Annotated in this window: 19 protein-coding genes; 11 read left to right on the forward strand and 8 right to left on the reverse strand. The window is 62.2% G+C overall.

All coding sequences use genetic code 11. From position 1 onward, the window contains the following. Nucleotides 1-24: 24 nt before the first annotated feature. The 8 genes from cobU to ACWPW0_RS07185 all read left to right on the forward strand — a co-directional run bounded on the left by cobU (nt 25) and on the right by ACWPW0_RS07185 (nt 5,387). Nucleotides 25-546 (forward strand): bifunctional adenosylcobinamide kinase/adenosylcobinamide-phosphate guanylyltransferase, encoded by a 522-nt coding sequence (gene cobU, locus ACWPW0_RS07150; protein ID WP_447590470.1) that lies wholly within the window; start codon nt 25-27, stop codon nt 544-546. Then, on the forward strand, nt 543-1,598 hold the full coding sequence (gene cobT, locus ACWPW0_RS07155; RefSeq protein ID WP_454254869.1) for a nicotinate-nucleotide--dimethylbenzimidazole phosphoribosyltransferase: 1,056 nt from the start codon (nt 543-545) through the stop codon (nt 1,596-1,598). Before cobU ends, cobT begins: the two co-directional genes overlap by 4 nt. Then, on the forward strand, nt 1,595-2,170 hold the full coding sequence (gene cobC, locus ACWPW0_RS07160) for an alpha-ribazole phosphatase family protein (RefSeq protein ID WP_454254870.1): 576 nt from the start codon (nt 1,595-1,597) through the stop codon (nt 2,168-2,170). Before cobT ends, cobC begins: the two co-directional genes overlap by 4 nt. Further along, nucleotides 2,167-2,907 (forward strand): adenosylcobinamide-GDP ribazoletransferase, encoded by a 741-nt coding sequence (locus ACWPW0_RS07165; RefSeq protein ID WP_454254871.1) that lies wholly within the window; start codon nt 2,167-2,169, stop codon nt 2,905-2,907. Before cobC ends, ACWPW0_RS07165 begins: the two co-directional genes overlap by 4 nt. A gap of 79 nt (nt 2,908-2,986) precedes the next feature. Beyond that, nucleotides 2,987-3,400, forward strand: a complete 414-nt coding sequence (locus ACWPW0_RS07170; protein WP_447590477.1) for a MarR family winged helix-turn-helix transcriptional regulator — start codon at nt 2,987-2,989, stop codon at nt 3,398-3,400. A 50-nt stretch (nt 3,401-3,450) separates the two neighbouring features. Next, a complete protein-coding gene (locus ACWPW0_RS07175) occupies nt 3,451-4,650 on the forward strand; it encodes an MFS transporter (protein ID WP_447595583.1) in 1,200 nt (399 codons plus the stop codon). Further along, nucleotides 4,647-4,772 (forward strand): hypothetical protein, encoded by a 126-nt coding sequence (locus tag ACWPW0_RS07180; RefSeq protein WP_454256787.1) that lies wholly within the window; start codon nt 4,647-4,649, stop codon nt 4,770-4,772. The genes ACWPW0_RS07175 and ACWPW0_RS07180 overlap by 4 nt, the downstream gene beginning before the upstream one ends. A gap of 66 nt (nt 4,773-4,838) precedes the next feature. Further along, complete coding sequence (locus ACWPW0_RS07185; protein ID WP_454254872.1) at nt 4,839-5,387, forward strand: glutathione peroxidase; 549 nt, start codon at nt 4,839-4,841, stop codon at nt 5,385-5,387. Between the two features lie 65 nt (nt 5,388-5,452). Here the strand turns inward: ACWPW0_RS07185 and ACWPW0_RS07190 are convergent, their stop codons facing one another. The 5 genes from ACWPW0_RS07190 to ACWPW0_RS07210 all read right to left on the reverse strand — a co-directional run bounded on the left by ACWPW0_RS07190 (nt 5,453) and on the right by ACWPW0_RS07210 (nt 11,005). After that, nucleotides 5,453-6,733 (reverse strand): OmpP1/FadL family transporter, encoded by a 1,281-nt coding sequence (locus ACWPW0_RS07190; protein ID WP_447590479.1) that lies wholly within the window; start codon nt 6,731-6,733, stop codon nt 5,453-5,455. Between the two features lie 150 nt (nt 6,734-6,883). Continuing rightward, a complete protein-coding gene (locus ACWPW0_RS07195) occupies nt 6,884-7,366 on the reverse strand; it encodes a hypothetical protein (protein WP_447590481.1) in 483 nt (160 codons plus the stop codon). 277 nt (nt 7,367-7,643) lie between these two features. After that, nucleotides 7,644-10,181 (reverse strand): penicillin acylase family protein, encoded by a 2,538-nt coding sequence (locus ACWPW0_RS07200; protein ID WP_454254873.1) that lies wholly within the window; start codon nt 10,179-10,181, stop codon nt 7,644-7,646. A 115-nt stretch (nt 10,182-10,296) separates the two neighbouring features. After that, nucleotides 10,297-10,500, reverse strand: a complete 204-nt coding sequence (locus tag ACWPW0_RS07205) for an SEC-C metal-binding domain-containing protein (protein WP_454254874.1) — start codon at nt 10,498-10,500, stop codon at nt 10,297-10,299. Between the two features lie 7 nt (nt 10,501-10,507). After that, nucleotides 10,508-11,005, reverse strand: coding sequence for an LEA type 2 family protein (locus ACWPW0_RS07210; RefSeq protein ID WP_454254875.1), 498 nt, complete (start codon nt 11,003-11,005; stop codon nt 10,508-10,510). Nucleotides 11,006-11,200: 195 nt separating this feature from the next. On the opposite strand from ACWPW0_RS07210, the gene ACWPW0_RS07215 reads away from it, so the two are divergent. Continuing rightward, nucleotides 11,201-11,779: a hypothetical protein gene (locus tag ACWPW0_RS07215; RefSeq protein ID WP_454254876.1), complete on the forward strand. Its 579-nt coding sequence runs from the start codon at nt 11,201-11,203 to the stop codon at nt 11,777-11,779. Nucleotides 11,780-11,876: 97 nt separating this feature from the next. Here ACWPW0_RS07215 and ACWPW0_RS07220 read toward each other — a convergent pair whose 3' ends face one another. Together ACWPW0_RS07220 and ACWPW0_RS07225 are read right to left on the reverse strand one after the other, a co-directional pair. Then, nucleotides 11,877-12,344 carry a YchJ family protein gene (locus ACWPW0_RS07220; protein WP_447590490.1) on the reverse strand — a complete coding sequence of 156 codons (468 nt, stop codon included), beginning with the start codon at nt 12,342-12,344 and terminating at the stop codon, nt 11,877-11,879. 4 nt (nt 12,345-12,348) lie between these two features. Then, entirely contained in the window at nt 12,349-12,846 is a 498-nt protein-coding gene (locus ACWPW0_RS07225) for a DUF6231 family protein (RefSeq protein WP_447590491.1), read from the reverse strand. Between the two features lie 130 nt (nt 12,847-12,976). On the opposite strand from ACWPW0_RS07225, the gene ACWPW0_RS07230 reads away from it, so the two are divergent. Beyond that, nucleotides 12,977-13,672: an OmpA family protein gene (locus tag ACWPW0_RS07230; RefSeq protein ID WP_454254877.1), complete on the forward strand. Its 696-nt coding sequence runs from the start codon at nt 12,977-12,979 to the stop codon at nt 13,670-13,672. A 133-nt stretch (nt 13,673-13,805) separates the two neighbouring features. Here the strand turns inward: ACWPW0_RS07230 and ACWPW0_RS07235 are convergent, their stop codons facing one another. Next, nucleotides 13,806-14,270, reverse strand: a complete 465-nt coding sequence (locus ACWPW0_RS07235; RefSeq protein WP_454254878.1) for a CopD family protein — start codon at nt 14,268-14,270, stop codon at nt 13,806-13,808. 387 nt (nt 14,271-14,657) lie between these two features. Between ACWPW0_RS07235 and dinG the strand changes: the two genes are divergently transcribed. Beyond that, nucleotides 14,658-16,802 (forward strand): ATP-dependent DNA helicase DinG, encoded by a 2,145-nt coding sequence (gene dinG, locus ACWPW0_RS07240; RefSeq protein ID WP_454254879.1) that lies wholly within the window; start codon nt 14,658-14,660, stop codon nt 16,800-16,802. The last annotated feature ends 16 nt before the right edge of the window (nt 16,803-16,818 follow it).

The following is a 16,818-nucleotide window of genomic DNA, read 5'->3' on the forward strand; positions in this document are numbered from 1 at the left end:
CCAGCGTTTTGGAAGAAGTGAACCATGCATGAACTGATCCTCGGGGGCGCTCGTTCCGGCAAGAGCCGCCTGGCGGAAACGCTGGCCCGCGATAGCGGCCTGGCTGTGACCTATATCGCCACCAGCCAGCCGCTGGATGGCGAGATGAGCGAGCGTGTCCGGCAGCACCGCGCGCGTCGCCCGGATAACTGGGGGCTAATCGAAGAGCCGCTGGCGCTGGCACGGGTACTGCGTGAACAGGCAAGCAGCGAGCGCTGCCTGTTGGTCGATTGCCTGACCCTGTGGCTGACCAATCTGCTGATGCTGGAGGATGAAAGCCGGCTGCGTGGCGAGCGCGACGCGCTGCTCGACAGTCTGGCTGCATTGCCGGGACGGATCATTCTGGTCAGCAACGAAACCGGCCTGGGCGTAGTACCCATGGGGGAACTGACCCGTCGCTATGTCGATGAAGCCGGCTGGCTGCACCAGCGCCTGGCCGAGTGTTGCCCGCGCGTGGTGTTTACCGTCGCCGGCTTGCCCATGGTTCTCAAGGGAGCAGCGTTATGACCGTCTTTTGGTGGCAACACCCGTGCAAGACGCTGGACAGCGAGGCCAGCAGCCGCGCCCTGCAACGCCAGCAGCAACTGACCAAGCCGGCAGGCTCGCTGGGCCGCCTGGAACAACTGGCAGTCACTCTGGCCGGGTTACAGGGGCGGGATAGACCTGCCCTGAGCAAGACCTGGATTGCCCTGTTCGCTGGCGATCATGGTGTGGTCGAGGAGGGCATTTCGGCTTACCCGCAAGCGGTTACCGGGCAGATGCTGCACAACTTCGTCAATGGGGGGGCGGCGATCAGCGTGCTGGCCCGGCAATTGAACGCCGAGCTGGACGTTGTCGACCTGGGCACAGCTATCCCGCTGCCGCCGTTGCCCGGCGTGCGCCACCTGCAGCTGGGCGCTGGTACGCGCAACTTCGCCCGCGAGGCAGCGATGACGACTGCACAGTGCCAGGCCGCGCTGGAGGCCGGGCGGGACAGCGCACACCGCGCGGTAGCCAGTGGCTGTGACTTGTTCATCGGTGGCGAGATGGGCATCGGTAATACCACGGCCGCCGCCGCCATGGCCTGCGCGTTGCTGCGTCAGCCAGCGACCCTGCTGGTCGGGCCTGGCACGGGGTTGGATGTCAAGGGCGTAGCGCACAAGGCGCAGGTGATAGAGCATGCCTTGCGGGTGCATCAGGCGGTGTTGAGTGATCCGCTACAGGTCTTGCAGTACCTCGGTGGGTTCGAGATCGCCGCGCTGACGGGTGCCTATCTGAGCTGCGCGCAGGCGGGTGTGCCGGTGTTGGTCGATGGCTTTATCTGCACGGTAGCTGCCCTGTGCGCCGTACGCCTCAATCCGGGCGCGCGCGACTGGTTGCTGTTCGCCCACCAGGGGGCGGAACCCGGGCATCGCCAGGTGCTCGAGGTGTTGCAGGCCGAGCCTTTGCTGGAACTGGGCTTGCGCCTGGGTGAGGGCTCGGGCGCGGCATTGGCCGTGCCTTTGCTGCACATGGCTTGTGCCCTGCACGGGCAGATGGCGACCTTCGCCGAAGCCGCCGTGGCGGATCGTCCGGCATGAGCCTGCGCCTGGACCTGTTGCGACATGGCGAGACCGAGCGTGGCGGCGGCTTTCGTGGCAGCCTTGACGATGCCCTGACCGATACCGGTTGGGCGCAGATGCGCCAGGCGGTCAGCGGGCTGGCGGGGTGGGATGCCCTAGTCAGCTCGCCCTTGCAGCGTTGTGCGCGCTTCGCCGATGAACTGGCGCTGACCCGCGGATTGCCGCTACAGCTGGAGCCCGGATTGCAGGAGCTGCACTTCGGTGCCTGGGAAGGGCGCAGTGCCGCCGAGTTGATGGTCGACAGCGAGCGTGAGCTGGGCCTGTTCTGGAACGATCCCTACACTTTCACGCCACCCGAAGGCGAGCCGCTGGTGCGCTTCGAGGCACGGGTGCTAGCTGCCCTGGCCAGGTTGCAGGCGCAGCATGCGGGCAAGCATCTGCTGCTGGTTACCCATGGCGGGGTGATGCGTCTGCTATTGGCGCGTGCCCGTGGTTTGCCACGTGAGCACTTGCTGCAGGTCGAAGTGGCTCATGGCGCGCTGTTCAGCGTTCTGGTGGATGATCGGTCAGGTCTGCAGGAGCTGAGATGAAACTGCCCATTCCCCTGCTGATCGCCTTGCAGTTCCTCACCCGCTTGCCGGTACGTTTGCCAGGTATGCCGCAGGCAGTTGAACTGGGTCGCTCGGTGTTGTGGTACCCGCTGGTGGGTGTGCTGATCGGCGTCCTTCTGCTGCTGGCTCATGGGTTGCTCGATGGCGCGCCGTTGCTATTGCATGCCGCGCTGCTGCTGGCACTCTGGGTGCTATTGAGTGGCGGGCTGCACCTCGATGGCCTGGCGGACAGTGCCGATGCCTGGGTGGGTGGCTATGGCGATCGTCAGCGCACCCTGGAGATCATGAAGGACCCCCGCAGTGGCCCGATTGCCGTGGTCGTGCTGGTGCTGGTTCTGTTGCTCAAGTTCGCTGCGCTGGTCGCCTTGCTCGACAAGGGCGCCTGGGCGGGTTTGTTGCTGGCTCCGTGGCTGGGGCGCAGCCTGTTGCCGGCATTGTTCCTGAGCACGCCGTATGTTCGCTCCGGTGGTCTGGGAGCAGCCATCAGCGAGCACTTGCCGCGTGAGAGGTTGCCGCTGGTGTTGCTGGTCAATGCCGGGCTCATGCTGTTGCTGGGTTGGAGTGGGGTCGTGGCGCTGATTGCGGCCGGGGTGATGTTCGCGTACGTGCGGCGGAGTTTGATGCAGCGTCTGGAAGGCACCACAGGCGATACCGCTGGCGCCTTGCTGGAGCTAGTCGAGTGCTCGGTTTTGCTGGCCTTGGCCTTGTTCATCTGAGTGAACGGTGTGGAGGGGCGTGCACGAAAACTGTTTACCAGGCTTGTGTTTGGCTAAATGCGGGTATATACATCTATTTATGTTGAAGACTCATTGCTTGTGTACCAAGTTGCGTCGGGCCACCCGTGGGGTGACCCGAATCTATGACGACGCGCTGCGTGATGTCGGGCTGAATGTTGCGCAGTTTTCCCTGCTGCGGCATTTGCAGCGGCTCGATCAGCCGAGTATTTCCGTGCTGGCCGAGGCCATGGGGCTGGACCGCAGCACCATGGGGCGCAACCTCAAGCTGTTGCAGGAAGAAGGACTGATCAGCTTGGGTGAAGGTACCGACCAGCGCAGCCGCGTGGTGCAGCTCACTACGCAGGGACACCAGCGCCTGGAAATGTCCATTGAGCCCTGGCAACAGGCGCAAGTGCAGTTGGCGCAGTACCTGGGCGAAGACAAGCGCGAAGTCTTGATGCTGTTGCTGGATGATCTGGAAGTCATCGGTTAATTTTTCCTGAGAAATGGGTATATACCCGCAAAGAGGTTGAAATGAGTAATCTGTGGCGAGCAAGTTTCTGGGTATTGCTCGGTGGTTCGTTGATCCTGGCGCTTTCCTTGGGCATTCGGCATGGCTTTGGCCTGTTCCTGGCGCCGATGAGTGCGGAGTTCGGCTGGGGGCGCGAGGTGTTCGCCTTCGCCATTGCCCTGCAGAACCTGATCTGGGGATTGGCCCAGCCGTTCACCGGGGCGGTGGCGGATCGCTTTGGGGCACTCAGGGTGGTGATCATCGGTGGCCTGCTGTATGCGCTGGGTCTGCTGCTGATGGGCTTGTCCGATTCGGCGTTGTCCCTGTCGTTGAGTGCTGGTGTGTTGATTGGCATCGGCCTGTCCGGGACCTCGTTCTCGGTGATTCTTGGTGTGATTGGCCGCGCGGTGGCACCTGAACAACGCAGCATGGCCATGGGTATTGCTGCTGCAGCTGGCTCCTTCGGTCAGTTCGCCATGCTGCCAGGGTCATTGGGGCTGATCAGTTGGCTCGGCTGGTCGGCAGCCTTGCTGGTGCTCGGCTTGATGGCGGCGTTGATCGTGCCGCTGGCGGCCATGTTGAAGGACCGTCCCTTGCCGCCGCAGGAGGGTGAGCAGAAACTCATCGAGGCCTTGCGTGAAGCCTGCGGGCATTCGGGCTTCTGGCTGCTGGCGCTGGGGTTCTTCGTCTGTGGTTTCCAGGTGGTGTTCATTGGCGTGCACCTGCCGGCCTATTTGGTCGATCAGCACCTGCCTGCCCTGGTCGGTACGACGGTGCTGGCGCTGGTTGGCTTGTTCAACGTATTCGGCACCTATATTGCCGGCTGGCTGGGTGGGCGGATGTCCAAGCCGCGGTTGCTGACCGCCTTGTACCTGCTGCGCACGGCCGTGATCGTCGCATTCGTTTATTCGCCACTCACTGTGTGGAGCGCCTATGCCTTCGGCGTCGCGATGGGGTTGTTGTGGTTGTCCACCGTGCCGTTGACCAATGGCACGGTGGCCACGCTGTTTGGCGTGCGCAATCTGTCGATGCTGGGCGGTATCGTGTTCTTCTTCCACCAGATCGGTTCGTTCCTCGGCGGTTGGCTGGGGGGCTATGTGTACGACAAAACGGGCAGTTATGACCTGATCTGGCAGATTTCCATCGGCCTGGGTCTGGTGGCCGCCGTGCTCAACTGGCCGGTGCGCGAGCAGCCGGTGGCACGCCTGCAAGCGGCGGGCAGTGCGGCGTGAGTACTCGCCGTCTGGGCTGGGTCAGCCTGCTGCTTGGCGCGGGCCTGGTGATCGCACTGGTCATCTGGGGCTGGCGGCAGGGGGGGCTGGCCTTGCTGCAACTGGGTATGAGCCTGTGTTGAGCATTGCCGCTGCCTGGCAAGGCGAGTAGCGTGGTCCACCTGATCGAATTGAAGAAAGGTGGTGCCATGTTCACGCGTCTGTCCTTGAGTCTCCTGGCAGGTCTGTTTGCCTCGCAGCTGATGGCGGCTGATTGTCCGCCGCTGTTGCAGGGTGAGTTGCAGCAACTGCGCTCCAAGGAGCAGATCAACCTGTGCGAGCGCTTTGCCGGTAAGCCGCTGGTGGTGGTCAATACCGCCAGCCATTGCGGCTTCGCACCGCAGTTCAAAGGGCTCGAAGCGCTGTACCAGCGTTACAAGGAGCAAGGTCTGGAAGTGCTGGGCGTACCGTCCAATGACTTCAAACAGGAAGCCAGTGACAGCAGCGAAACGGCGACCGTGTGTTACATCAATTACGGCGTGACCTTTGCCATGAGCGAGCCTCAGCCCGTGCGTGGTTCCGATGCGATACCGTTGTTCCGTGAGCTGGCCGCGCAAAGCAGTGCGCCACGCTGGAACTTCTACAAGTACGTGGTGGGTCGCGACGGCAAGGTGATTGCCAGCTTCTCCAGCATGACCAAGCCGGATGATCCTGAGCTGATCAAGGCGGTCGAGCAGGCGATTGCCAGCCAGCCTTGATGCCCTAAGTCTGCACTCACAAAAAAGCCGGGCATTGGCCCGGCTTTTTCATACCTGCGTGTTGTTCAGAAACGATAGCTCAGCTGTGCGCCCAGGCCGTGTGCGCTGTTCTCGTAGGTGGAGCTGTAGCTGCCTTTGCCCGGGTCGTTGTGGTTGATCTTGGTGTCTTCTTCCCACAGGTAGGAGTAGGCCAGGTCAACGGTGATATCGGCGGTAGGGCTCCAGGCGGCGCCAACGCTGATGGCGGTACGGTCACCGGTAGGAATGCGCGGCGAGCGGTCGGTATTGTTGGTCGGGCTCTGGTCGAAGGCCAGGCCGGTGCGCAGGGTCCATTGCTGGTTCAGCTTGTAGGCGGCGCCGAGTGCATAGGCCCAGGTGTCGTGCCAGTTCTGTTCTTCGCCGATGGTGCCGAAGTTGGCAGCCGCAAGGCCTGCCGGCACGCCGTCGTTTTCCACCACGATGGATTTGAGGCGGCTCCAGCGGGTCCAGGTGCTACCGGCGTAGACCGTCCAGCGGTCATCCAGCTCATGGGTGATGGAGACGTCGACGGATTCCGGTGTGGTCAGGTCCAGCGAAGCATCGTATTTGCCGTAGGCGTCGATCCCGCCGAGCAAGGCGTTGCCGCCGGAAATCTTGGTATCGCCTTCCAGCTTGTATTTGACCTTGGAGTGGTACACCAGGCCCGCGCGCGTTTGTGGCGTGAACTCGTAGAGCACCCCGGCATTGAAGCCAAAGGCGGTGTCATCGCCCTCGATCTTTACCCGGCTTTCCTGTGGGTCCAGTTGTGGCGCTGGCGAGGCAACTGCGCTTTTCAACGTGCCGTCGATGCGGTTGATGGTCGGGCCGAAACCGACGGACAACTGATCGTTGAAACGATAGCTGATGGTGGGCTGCAGGCTGACCACCGAAACCTTGCTGTAGTCCCCGTAGTTGCGGCCCTGGAAACCTTTCTCATAGTCGGTGACCAGGCCGAATGGGGCGTAGACGCCAATACCGAAGGCCCAGTTCTCATCGATGGGTTTGACGTAGTAGCCCATCGGTACGCCTGTTACCGGGACCATGTCACCATCGTTGCTGCCGGCCGTGCTGCCACTGGCGTGCTTGATGTCGGTCCTGGCGTAAATGGCGGCGGCACCGACGCTGACTTCGTCGCGTTTCAGGCGCGACATCCCGGCCGGGTTGCCAAACAGGGTGGTGGCGTCGTCGGCCGAGGAGGCGCGACCGGCGAAGGAGGTCCCCATTCCACTGACGCTTTGCTCGTTGAGAGCGAAACCGGAGCCGAAACTGTGAGCGGAGGCGGTGGTGATGATCAGGGCGAGGGAGGTTTTTAGCCAATGATTGTTCATGCGCAAATACTCTCGTACGGCAGAATGGGGGCGGCAAGTTAGCGATTTAAAGAGGGCTTGCCAACCGCTCTAGAACAGCTATTTCAGGATTTCAGACGAACAGCGTCCGAGGTGATTAGTTGACTGGTTGGTCATGTGTTTTTGCGGCATTCAGGCGGCGTGATGGCAGTCGGGAAGACAGCGTGGCCAGGCTTGAATGAAATCGCTCAAGTGACCCTTTGGCTGGAACACACGCCGCCAGATCCGAGCTAGTCGATGGATGTCATCGCTGTCTGGAAGTTCCACCGAATGCGCTTCGATGAGCATCCAGGCAATGGCGGTGGCATAGCGCAGATTGACGGTCAGCTCGACATGTGGCGCGGCAAGGAAGGCATGCTGGCTGGCCAGCCCGCGAACCTGGCTGGCGAGGTTCGGATCCAGCGCCAGGTGTTCGTCCCAGAGACGTTTGTGCGCGTCGCCGCTGATACGGTAGAGACCGTAGCTGTCTTCCTGTCCGTGCAGCGCTTCGCCAAAGGAGGACTGGCAGGCGGCGATACTGAGCAACAAGACTTCAGCCGTGGAGGAGTGGCGCCCCAGGTACAGCAGGGTAGGGCGGATGACGTACTCACGCAGTTCGCTGGCGGCAATACCCATAAGCTCCTCGCGAAGGATGCTGGCAGGGCTGGTACCGGTTGTTCTTGGATTACGGGCTCTTATGTTGCTGGAGCCAAAACACCCTACCCGGAGCGGGCTTAGCCGCTCGTTTTGAAGTGTAGTGCGATAAAGCGTGCGTAAAGGGCTGTTTTTAAACTGTTTGAGGATTTGCAGGCGCGTCTATATATCTCATGGCACTTAGACAAGGCCTTTAAGAGCGGATCGAACCGATGGTCTGAAAAGACGCAGGGCGCCTGTTGGCGCCCTGATGGAGGATCTACTTGCCAGGCGTCAACAACAGGCGCCGTGTGCCATAGACCTTGTCGATGTTCTGCTGCTGGAAGGGGAACGTCAGGTAGCCTGCCTTGAGCCACGCGTTGATGCCATCGGCATAGTGTGGACTGGCCGGGTTGCCAGACTGACCGGAGCTGTTGAGGCCGATCATCGGTTCCTCGCGGCCGAAGTCGACGATGATGCGCATGGCCGGGATCAGCCAGGTGTCGAAATCCTTGCCCCAGTTATAGGCCGCCACGTTCAACGTGCCATGGTCGCCACCAGCCGGGTACGGCCCGCGGTTGAGGTAGGAACTGATCGCGTTGATGCTGCTGCGCTCGCTGGCACTCAGGTAGGGCGCCATCTTCGTGGCATCGCTGGTCCAGGTGTAGGTGTGCAGCTTGCCCCACTGCCAGCCCTTGCGGTCGGCACCGAGACGCGCCTCTAGCAGGCTCACCGAAGCGGCCAGGCTACGGGCGAGAATGGCCGGCTTGTCTTCCTGTTGCGCGGTGCGGGTGTCATTCCAGAACGGACTGTCTTCGCGGCCGAGCAGGTGGTCGGCTTGCGCCGAGTAGGAGTCATTGGCGATATCGACGAAAGCCTTCCAGGCTGGACCATCCTCAGGGCCGAGTTTGTCGAGGAAGGTCTGCCGCGCGCTTTCGTAGAGGAAGGCACTGTACAGCGCAGCATCGGCCGAGGTCGCGCTCATGCGGCCGTCGAAAGCCATCAGGCGGCTATAGGCTTCGCGGGCTTTGCCGCGTTGATCCGCGGGCAGGGCATCGATGGCCTTCTGCAGCGGCTGGGCCATGCCGGGCGCTTCGAACATCGCCTGGAGTTTCGCGACGAAAGGCGTGGTCTGGTCGTATTGCATGGCGATCATGCTTCGCATGTCGTGCTTGCCCGCGCCGGCCAGTTGCGCGATGCGTTCGGCACGCTCCGGGTAGAACCAGGAGTTGGACAGTTGCATGCCATAGCCGCGTGGTACGGTGCGCTGGTTGGCGGTGCCCAGCCAGCCTTGTTGCGGGTCCTGGTCATAGGGGTGGAGCATCGGGTCGGCGTAGCCGTCCCAGTCATAAGCGCCATCCCAGCCGGGAGAGGGGATCAGGCCCAGGCCCTGTTTGCGGTTGGGGAAGCGACCGGTGACCTGCCAGGCAATGTGCTGGGCATCGGCAAAGACCATGTTCAGGGCGATGGCGCGAATCTCGCGAGTGGCCTCGAATGCCTGGTCGACCGACTGTGCGCGGGACAGGTCGAAGAAGGCATCCAGGGTCCGGTCGCTCTCGAATTGCGCGGTCTGCAAGGCCAGGCCATAGCCACTGGTGAGAGGCAGCGGTTGCAGCGGGTGCTTGCGTTCGCCCAGCACCGAGTTCAGCAGCGGGCCGTGGCGGGTCTCGTAGACGGTTTCGCGAATCGGACGCTGCCCCTTGATGAAGAAGGTTTCCTGGCGCTCAAGGGCGGGCTGCCATTTGCCGTCAGCCAGGTAGTAGAGCCGGTTGTTCTGTCGTTTGACCTGTTCGAGGAACAGATCCTGGTTATCGCCCATGACCATGGTCATGCCCCAGGCGACTTTACCGTTGAAGCCGGCGACCACGGCGGGAACCCCGGCGATGGAGACCCCGGCCGCCTGGAATTTCGGCGAGCGGATCTGCACGAAGTTCCAGATTGAGGGCATCGATAGCGGCAGGTGCGTGTCGTTGGCCAGCAGGCTCTTGCCGCTGCGGCTGCGCTGCGGCGCGATGGCCCAGTTGTTCGAGGCGGCGATGCCGAGCATGTTCAGGTCCTGCACCTGGCTGGCGGCACGGTCGATGGCGGCCAGGCCGGGGATTTGCCCCGTCAGCTTCAGGCCACGCAGCTTTTCCGCCTCGTCGAAGGGCAGGGGTTCGTCCGGGTAGGTGGGCAGCAGCCAGGCGAGCTTGTCGCTGCCGACCTTGTCGGCGAGGGTCAGGGCGGCGAGCTCTTCCTTCAGGTTGACCGACAGGCCGAAGTTCAGCAGGCAGAACACCAACACCGAGTCTTCCGGCTTCCAGTAGGGTGGGCGGTAGCCCGAGGCTGCCAGGTCCATCGGCAGCTTGTCCTTGTAGCGGAACAGGTAGGCGTTGACGCCGCGCGCGTAGACCTCGAAGAACTGTTTCATGCGCGGTGACGCGTTCTTGTACAGAACATCCGCGCTCTTGCGCAGGTTGACGGTACGCATGAATCGGTCGATTTCCAGCACGCCGGGGCCGCTCATTTCCGCGAGGCGCCCTTCGGCCAGCAGGCGCATGCCAACCATCTGGCTGATACGGTCACTGGCGTGCACGTAGCCCAGGGCGAACAGGGCATCGTGAAAGGTCGACGTCTCGATCAGCGGCATGCCCAGCGAGTTGCGCCGTACCACCACGCTCTGGGCGAGCCCCTGCATGCGCACAATGCCTTGGTCTGGCGGCACGCTATCGGCATAGCGGCTGTTGAGGAAGGACTGGCAGCCGGTCAGGAAGGTGCCGCTGAGCAGGGCAGTGGCGGCAGCAACGAAAAACGAACGGCGGAAAAAGCGCGAACCCATGGGCCGGCTCCTGATGGGAGTAGGAGGGAAATCAATGGGCGATTGTAGAGGGCGGTGAGAACGGGCGGTAGGGGCGTTCAGGCAGGTGCGGATGACCTGCCTGAGACAGGACGGCTCAGGCGCCGTGGCACTTCTTGAATTTCTTGGCGCTGCCACAGGGGCAAGGGTCGTTGCGCCCGACTTCTTTCAGCGGGTTGCGCACCGGCTCCTGGTGGGCGTGGCCGCAGTTCGGGCCGTGCACATGGCCGTGATCGTGGTGATGATCATGGTCGTGATCGTGGTTGCAGTCTGGGCCGTGGACGTGGGGTTGCTGGTTCATCGGTGAATCACTCTGGGATGTAGTCGCCGGGTATTATCTCGCCATTGCGCACAAGGTGCACGCTGCGACCGAACAGCAGGCCGGTTTTGACCTGTCCCTGGAAACTGTAGCGGATCGCCTCGTCCGGGTTTTCCAAGGCGCGAACGATATCTTTGATGTGGCGCCAGAGGTTGGTGCGTACCGGCACTTCGAACGTCTGGTGCCCATGGGCCTCGACGGTGAACCAGTTGCTCGATTCGCCTTCGGCCAGTGGTATGCCGTCCAGGGTCACGCTATAGACCAGGCCACGTACCGGCAGGCTCGAGGCGTTGGGGTTATCGATACGGAAACGCAGCATGAACTGCTGCTCAAGCAGTCTGGCCTTGATCACATCGACCTTGACGAGGCGGACTTCCGGGTCCTGGAACTCACTGGTAAACCAGGTGGAGCATCCTGCAAGGCTGGCCAGCAGACCGAGCCCTATCGTCAGGGCGATAATTCGTATCGTTCGCGCCTGGTAAAGCATTTCATTACTCCGATGAATGACCCAGTGTAACAACTGACAACTGCCGACCACATGGTGTTATGAGAAAAAGACCTGGGTCATACTGCCAGGGTGCGCTCCGTTTCCCTCGTCTTGTACTGAAGCACGATTCTTGTGCAGCACAGGGCTTACGAGCGAAACAGAAGCAGGCCGAGTTAACCAAACAGGAGTGTGGTCATGAGCCTCTATGAGATCGCCTTTGCCGGGCAGCTGGTGGCGGGCGCCGAATCTGAGCAGGTCAAGGCGAATCTGGCGCGCTTGTTCCAGGCGGATGCGCAGCGCATTGCGTTGTTGTTTTCCGGTCGGCGTATCGTGATCAAGACCAACCTGGATCAGGCCGGGGCAGAGAAGTACAGGACTACGCTGGAGCGTGCCGGCGCCGTGGCTATTGTCCGTGCGCTCGATCTACCGGTGGCAGACGCTCCACCATCTGCGACTGCGACTGCGACTGCGACTGCAGCGGTGCCTGTGGCCAGCCCCGCGTTGGTTGCTTCGCCGCCGGATACTGCGCTGAAGGGGGCTTCGTCGAAAGTCATTCCACGTGATGAGTACATGGCGGCTTTCGTGGATGTGGAAGCCCCAGACTTCGGGATTGCCCCGGTGGGCGTCGATCTTCAGGATGCCAAGCCAGATGCAGCGCCGCCACCGGTGGACCTGTCCCAGTTCAGCCTGGCACCTGTGGGCAGCGACATGGGCCAGATCAAGCAGGCGCCTGCCGCACCAGCGCCGGATACTTCACACCTCAAGTTGCAATAAGCACGGGGCGCGCGTGGCCGCATAGGCTGCGTGCACCTGAGTAACCACTGTATTGGCTGGTTACAGCCATGCGTCACCGGGTGGTGGCGCGTTCAGTTCATAGATAGGCAGCGCAACACTTCTTCATCTTCTGGCCGCTGCCGCAGGGGCACGGATCATTGCGTCCGGCTTTCAGGGGCACGGTGGGGTCGATGAAGTACCAACGCCCGGCGTTCTGCACGAATGCCGAGCGTTCGCGGTGGCTGTGCTCACCAGTTTCGTCGTGCCAGCGTGCGGTAAACGTGACGAAGGCATGTTCGGGCAGGGCACCGATCAGTTCGTCACTCTCCACGTCCAGACCGAGCCAGGTGCTGCCCAGGCTCCAGGCGCTTATGGCTGCGCGGTCCAGCCCTGCCTGCTGGGCTGGCAGCGTGGTTGCGACCAGGTAATCGATATTGCCCAGCACATAGGCGCTGTAGCGTGAGCGCATCAGGGTTGGTGCGCTCGGTGCCGGAGTGCCCGCATGGTAGTGCGCGCAGCAGGCGTCCAGTTGCATCCCGCTGCCGCAGGGACAGGCCTGATTCATGAGGTCACCACCAGTACTTGCCAAAATTTTCCGGGTTGGCCCAGAACTTGGCGTTCAGCCAGTCCGGTACCTGTTTGTAATCACGCAGGTCGTAGGTGAACAGCGTCAGTGTCTGTTCATCACGGCGGAATGTTTCGCTGGCTTGCAGGGCCAGGGAGTAGAAGTCGGTTTCCCGCCAGTCGCAGGCCTGCAGGTCGACCAGTACGGCGATGCGGCTGGCATTGAGGTTGCGGATACCGCCGAGCAACTCCAGTGCCGTGCGCTTGGGCAGGTGTTCGAGGCAGTCGACGATCAGCGCTAGGTCGAAGCGCTTGGCGGCCAGCTCGCTGGGCAAGGCACCGGCATCGCTATGGGCCAGTTGCACATCCGGGTGGGCGGCAATGAAAGCATCTACAGCGGGCAGGCTGCTGGCACCGACCAGCAGCAACTGCTGCGGCAGGTGATGGTCAAGCAGGGCGGCCAGCGCTTGTTGCGGTGTACGTTGGGAAGGGGCGGCGCTCATTGAAATACCTCGGGCAATGGCTAAAGCCTAGCGTGCTGGCCGCGTCAGGCCTAGTGCTGGCGTATTCCAACTGTGCAGTCTTTACTGCCTAGAGTGTCGGTTCCAGCCGATCCCTACAGGAGAGTTGCATATGAGCATAATGAGGACAGCATTACCCATGATCCTGTTGACCAGTGTCTTGACCGGCTGTGCCGGCCTGCAGAAGACCGACTGGCCAACCTGTGCGGCGGTCGGCGGTGTTGGTGGTGCAGCATTGGGGGCGATCGAGAGCTCGTCCTGGGCAGGTTACGGGGCATTGCTCGGCGGCGGTCTGGCCGCTGGTTATTGCTGGGTTCATGGCGATGGTGACGAGGATGGCGACGGCGTTCCCGACAGCCGAGACAAATGCCCGGGCACACCACGCGGCGTACAAGTCGATGCTGATGGCTGCCCGCCTGTAGTGGCTGAAGTGGTCGAAGAAGTCGTGGTGGTCGAGGAAGACGAAGTCATCGTCGTCAGCGGTATCCTCTTCGAATTCGACTCTGCGCGGCTGACCGCTGGCGATAAAGCTCGGCTCGATACCGTGGCCAGTCGCCTGACCAACGAAGCACCGAATGCCCAACTGACCATCACAGGGCACACCGATAGTGTGGGCAGCGATGCCTATAACCTGAAGTTGTCGGAGCGTCGTGCGGTTTCCGTGATGGATTACCTGGTGGAGAAAGGTGTAGCCAGGGGCAACGTGGTTTCGGTGTCGGGTGCTGGCGAAAGCCGCCCGATTGCTGACAACGCGACCGCCGATGGCCGTGCGCAGAACCGCCGCGTGGAGATTCAGGTTCACCGCTAGGCAATCGCATTATTCGCTGGAAAAAAGAAACGGGGCCGACAAGGCCCCGTTTCTTTTGCTGACGATTGATGCCTTGTGCTCACGCAGGGTGCGCCGAGCGCACCAACACACGCCCCAGCAACCGGCAGCTTTGTCAGAACATCGGGCGCGCCGCTGCAATGGCAACCAGGGCCAGGCCGAGCAGCAGATTGAGGCCTACCAGTCGACGAATGCGCCCCAGCGCCTCGCCACCCGCTGGCCAGTCCTGCGCCTGCACGGCTTGGCGCAGTTTCGGCAACTGCAGTACTTGCACCCGGATGAACAACGCCAGCATGGCCAGGTACAGGCCGATCATGATGTGCACATAGCGTGGCGCGGTCTCGAACCCGCTGAAACGCAGGTGCAGCAGGCCGAAGCCGGTGATTGGCAATACCAGCACGGCCACCCATACCCAATGGAAAAAGCGGCGAAACACTTCTGTCCACAGTGTCAGGCGTGCAGGCGCCTCGAGGCTGGTCACGGCTGCAGGGCGCAGGATCATCCAGGCGAAGAACATGCCACCGACCCAGATCAGGGCGGCGAGCAAGTGCAGGGCATACACGGCGGCGAAAGCGGTCATCAGATTCTCCTGTGGGGTTTCAGCGCCTGAGAACCTGTTCCCGATCTCCTGGCTCGCGGCCATACGGCGTTGAAAACGTCCTGGATCGCCAGCCCGGACTGGGCGTTCCTGACGGAGTGCTCATTTATCACTCCTAAACCCGAGTGCGGGCCCAGTACGTTCCTCGGGCGTTTTTGCGGGGGCGTCTAGCCCTTGTCTGGCTCTAATCCAGAAGATCGTGAACAGGTTCTGAGGCAGTCGGGCCGAGGGCGCGAAGTTTACCCTGCGTTGCGCATCTGTCTACGCCAGGCAGATGGATCAACGGACAGGTCACTGGGCGCGCTAAAGATGGCGCCAGGGGGTGACCTGTCGGTAAACTACTGAAAATTTATCCAGTCTTCAGCCCTCATGCTCAGTTCCGAAATCAAGTCCCAGATCCAGGGCGCTTACAGCCGTTTTCTCGAGTCCAAGAGCCTCAAGGCCCGCTATGGCCAGCGTTTGATGATTGCCGAGATCGCCAAGGTTCTCGGCACCATCAAACACAATGATGAAGGCCAGCGCGACGGCGAGCCTGCCGTGGTGGCGGTCGAGGCTGGCACCGGTACTGGCAAGACGGTGGCCTATGCGCTGGCGTCGATTCCTATCGCCAAGGCTGCCGGTAAGCGCCTGGTGATCGCCACCGCGACCGTCGCGCTGCAGGAGCAAATCGTGCATAAGGACCTGCCGGACCTGATGCGCAACAGCGGCCTCGCTTTCAGCTTTGCGCTGGCCAAGGGACGTGGTCGCTACCTGTGCCTGTCCAAGCTGGACATGCTGTTGCAGGAGGGTGAAGCGCAGGGCTCCACCGCGCAGATGTTCGCCGAGGAAGGCTTCCACATCGATGTCGACGAGAGCAGCCAGAAACTGTTCACCGGCATGATCGAGAAACTCGCCGGCAACCGCTGGGACGGTGATCGCGACAGTTGGCCGGAAGAACTCGACGATGCCCAGTGGAGCCGTCTGACCACCGACCATAGCCAGTGCACCAACCGCCATTGTCCCAACTTCGGCCAGTGCGCCTTCTACAAGGCCCGCGAAGGCATGGGCAAGGTCGATGTGATCGTTACCAACCACGACATGGTGCTCGCCGACTTGGCCCTGGGGGGCGGCGCGGTACTACCGGACCCACGTGAAACCCTCTACGTGTTCGACGAGGGCCATCACCTGCCGGACAAGGCCATCGGCCACTTTGCCCATTTCACTCGCCTGCGCAGCACTGCCGACTGGCTCGGCCAGGTGGAAAAGAACCTGACCAAGCTGCTGGCGCAGAACCCGCTGCCCGGCGATCTGGGGCGGCTGATCGAACAGGTGCCGGAAATGGCCCGCGAGCTGCGCACGCAGCAGCAGTTCATGTTCAGTGCCTGCGAGCAATTGGCGGACTTTACCGCCAGTGAAGACATGCAGGGCCGTGAACGCCCCCAGCATCGTTTCGTCGGTGGCCTGGTGCCGGAGCACTTGCGCGAGCTGGGTATCGAGCTGAAGAAGGGCTTCTCGCGCCTGACCGATGTATTCACCCGCCTGACCGAGCTGCTCAAGGAAGCGATGGACGGCGAGGGCGCCGTGGGCATTGCCAGTCATCAGGCCGAAGAATGGTACCCGCTGTTCGGCAGCCTGCTGGCGCGTGCCCAGGGCAACTGGGAATTGTGGACCGCCTTCACCACCGAGGACCCGGAAGACAGCCCGCCGATGGCCCGCTGGCTGACGCTGGCCGACAGCGGCGCGGCGTTCGACATCGAGGTCAACGCCAGTCCGATCCTGGCGGCCGAGACCTTGCGGCGTAACCTGTGGAACGTCGCCTATGGCGCATTGGTGACGTCGGCGACGCTGACGGCCTTGAACAGTTTCGATCGTTACCGCATGCGCGCCGGGTTGCCCAGGGCGGCGGTCACGGCAGTGGTGCCCAGCCCCTTTCATCATGCCGATGCCGGTGTGTTGCGGGTGCCGGATCTCAAGGCCGATCCACGCGATGCTGCTGCGCACACCGCCGCTATCGTGCGTGAGCTGGCCGGTCTGGTCGAGGGCTCGCGCGGCACCCTGGTGCTGTTTTCCTCGCGCAAGCAGATGCAGGACGTGTTCGATGGCGTGGATCGTGACTGGCGCAAGCGTGTGTTCATTCAGGGCAATCTGTCCAAGCAGGAGACCCTGAACAAGCACAAGGCGCGCGTCGACAGTGGCGAGGAGAGCGTGCTGTTCGGGCTGGCCAGCTTTGCCGAAGGTGTGGATTTGCCCGGCGCCTATTGCGAGCACGTGGTGATCGCCAAGATTCCCTTTGCCGTCCCGGATGATCCGGTGGAAGCGGCGCTAGCGGAGTGGATCGAAGCGCGTGGCGGCAATCCGTTCATGGAAATCGCCGTGCCTGATGCTTCCCTGCGCCTGGTGCAGGCCTGTGGGCGGCTGCTGCGCACCGAAGAGGATCGCGGCATCATTACCTTGCTCGATCGCCGTGTGGTCACCCAGCGCTATGGCAAGGCAATCCTCAATGCCCTGCCGCCGTTTCGCCGCGAAATCAGTTGAGCCTGTGGCGCGAATG

Source organism: Pseudomonas sp. Marseille-Q8238, from assembly GCF_965111915.1.

Bases quoted from the DNA above. Each gene is read 5' to 3' on its own strand.
- ACWPW0_RS07185 (WP_454254872.1), top strand. From the start codon at position 4,839: ATGTTCACGCGTCTGTCCTTGAGTCTCCTGGCAGGTCTGTTTGCCTCG.
- ACWPW0_RS07170 (WP_447590477.1), top strand. From the start codon at position 2,987: ATGTTGAAGACTCATTGCTTGTGTACCAAGTTGCGTCGGGCCACCCGT.
- ACWPW0_RS07235 (WP_454254878.1), bottom strand. From the start codon at position 14,270: ATGACCGCTTTCGCCGCCGTGTATGCCCTGCACTTGCTCGCCGCCCTG.
- ACWPW0_RS07230 (WP_454254877.1), top strand. From the start codon at position 12,977: ATGAGCATAATGAGGACAGCATTACCCATGATCCTGTTGACCAGTGTC.
- ACWPW0_RS07220 (WP_447590490.1), bottom strand. From the start codon at position 12,344: ATGAATCAGGCCTGTCCCTGCGGCAGCGGGATGCAACTGGACGCCTGC.
- ACWPW0_RS07190 (WP_447590479.1), bottom strand. From the start codon at position 6,733: ATGAACAATCATTGGCTAAAAACCTCCCTCGCCCTGATCATCACCACC.
- ACWPW0_RS07225 (WP_447590491.1), bottom strand. From the start codon at position 12,846: ATGAGCGCCGCCCCTTCCCAACGTACACCGCAACAAGCGCTGGCCGCC.
- ACWPW0_RS07215 (WP_454254876.1), top strand. From the start codon at position 11,201: ATGAGCCTCTATGAGATCGCCTTTGCCGGGCAGCTGGTGGCGGGCGCC.
- cobT (WP_454254869.1), top strand. From the start codon at position 543: ATGACCGTCTTTTGGTGGCAACACCCGTGCAAGACGCTGGACAGCGAG.
- ACWPW0_RS07165 (WP_454254871.1), top strand. From the start codon at position 2,167: ATGAAACTGCCCATTCCCCTGCTGATCGCCTTGCAGTTCCTCACCCGC.
- ACWPW0_RS07205 (WP_454254874.1), bottom strand. From the start codon at position 10,500: ATGAACCAGCAACCCCACGTCCACGGCCCAGACTGCAACCACGATCAC.
- dinG (WP_454254879.1), top strand. From the start codon at position 14,658: ATGCTCAGTTCCGAAATCAAGTCCCAGATCCAGGGCGCTTACAGCCGT.
- ACWPW0_RS07210 (WP_454254875.1), bottom strand. From the start codon at position 11,005: ATGCTTTACCAGGCGCGAACGATACGAATTATCGCCCTGACGATAGGG.
- cobC (WP_454254870.1), top strand. From the start codon at position 1,595: ATGAGCCTGCGCCTGGACCTGTTGCGACATGGCGAGACCGAGCGTGGC.
- ACWPW0_RS07200 (WP_454254873.1), bottom strand. From the start codon at position 10,181: ATGGGTTCGCGCTTTTTCCGCCGTTCGTTTTTCGTTGCTGCCGCCACT.
- ACWPW0_RS07195 (WP_447590481.1), bottom strand. From the start codon at position 7,366: ATGGGTATTGCCGCCAGCGAACTGCGTGAGTACGTCATCCGCCCTACC.
- cobU (WP_447590470.1), top strand. From the start codon at position 25: ATGCATGAACTGATCCTCGGGGGCGCTCGTTCCGGCAAGAGCCGCCTG.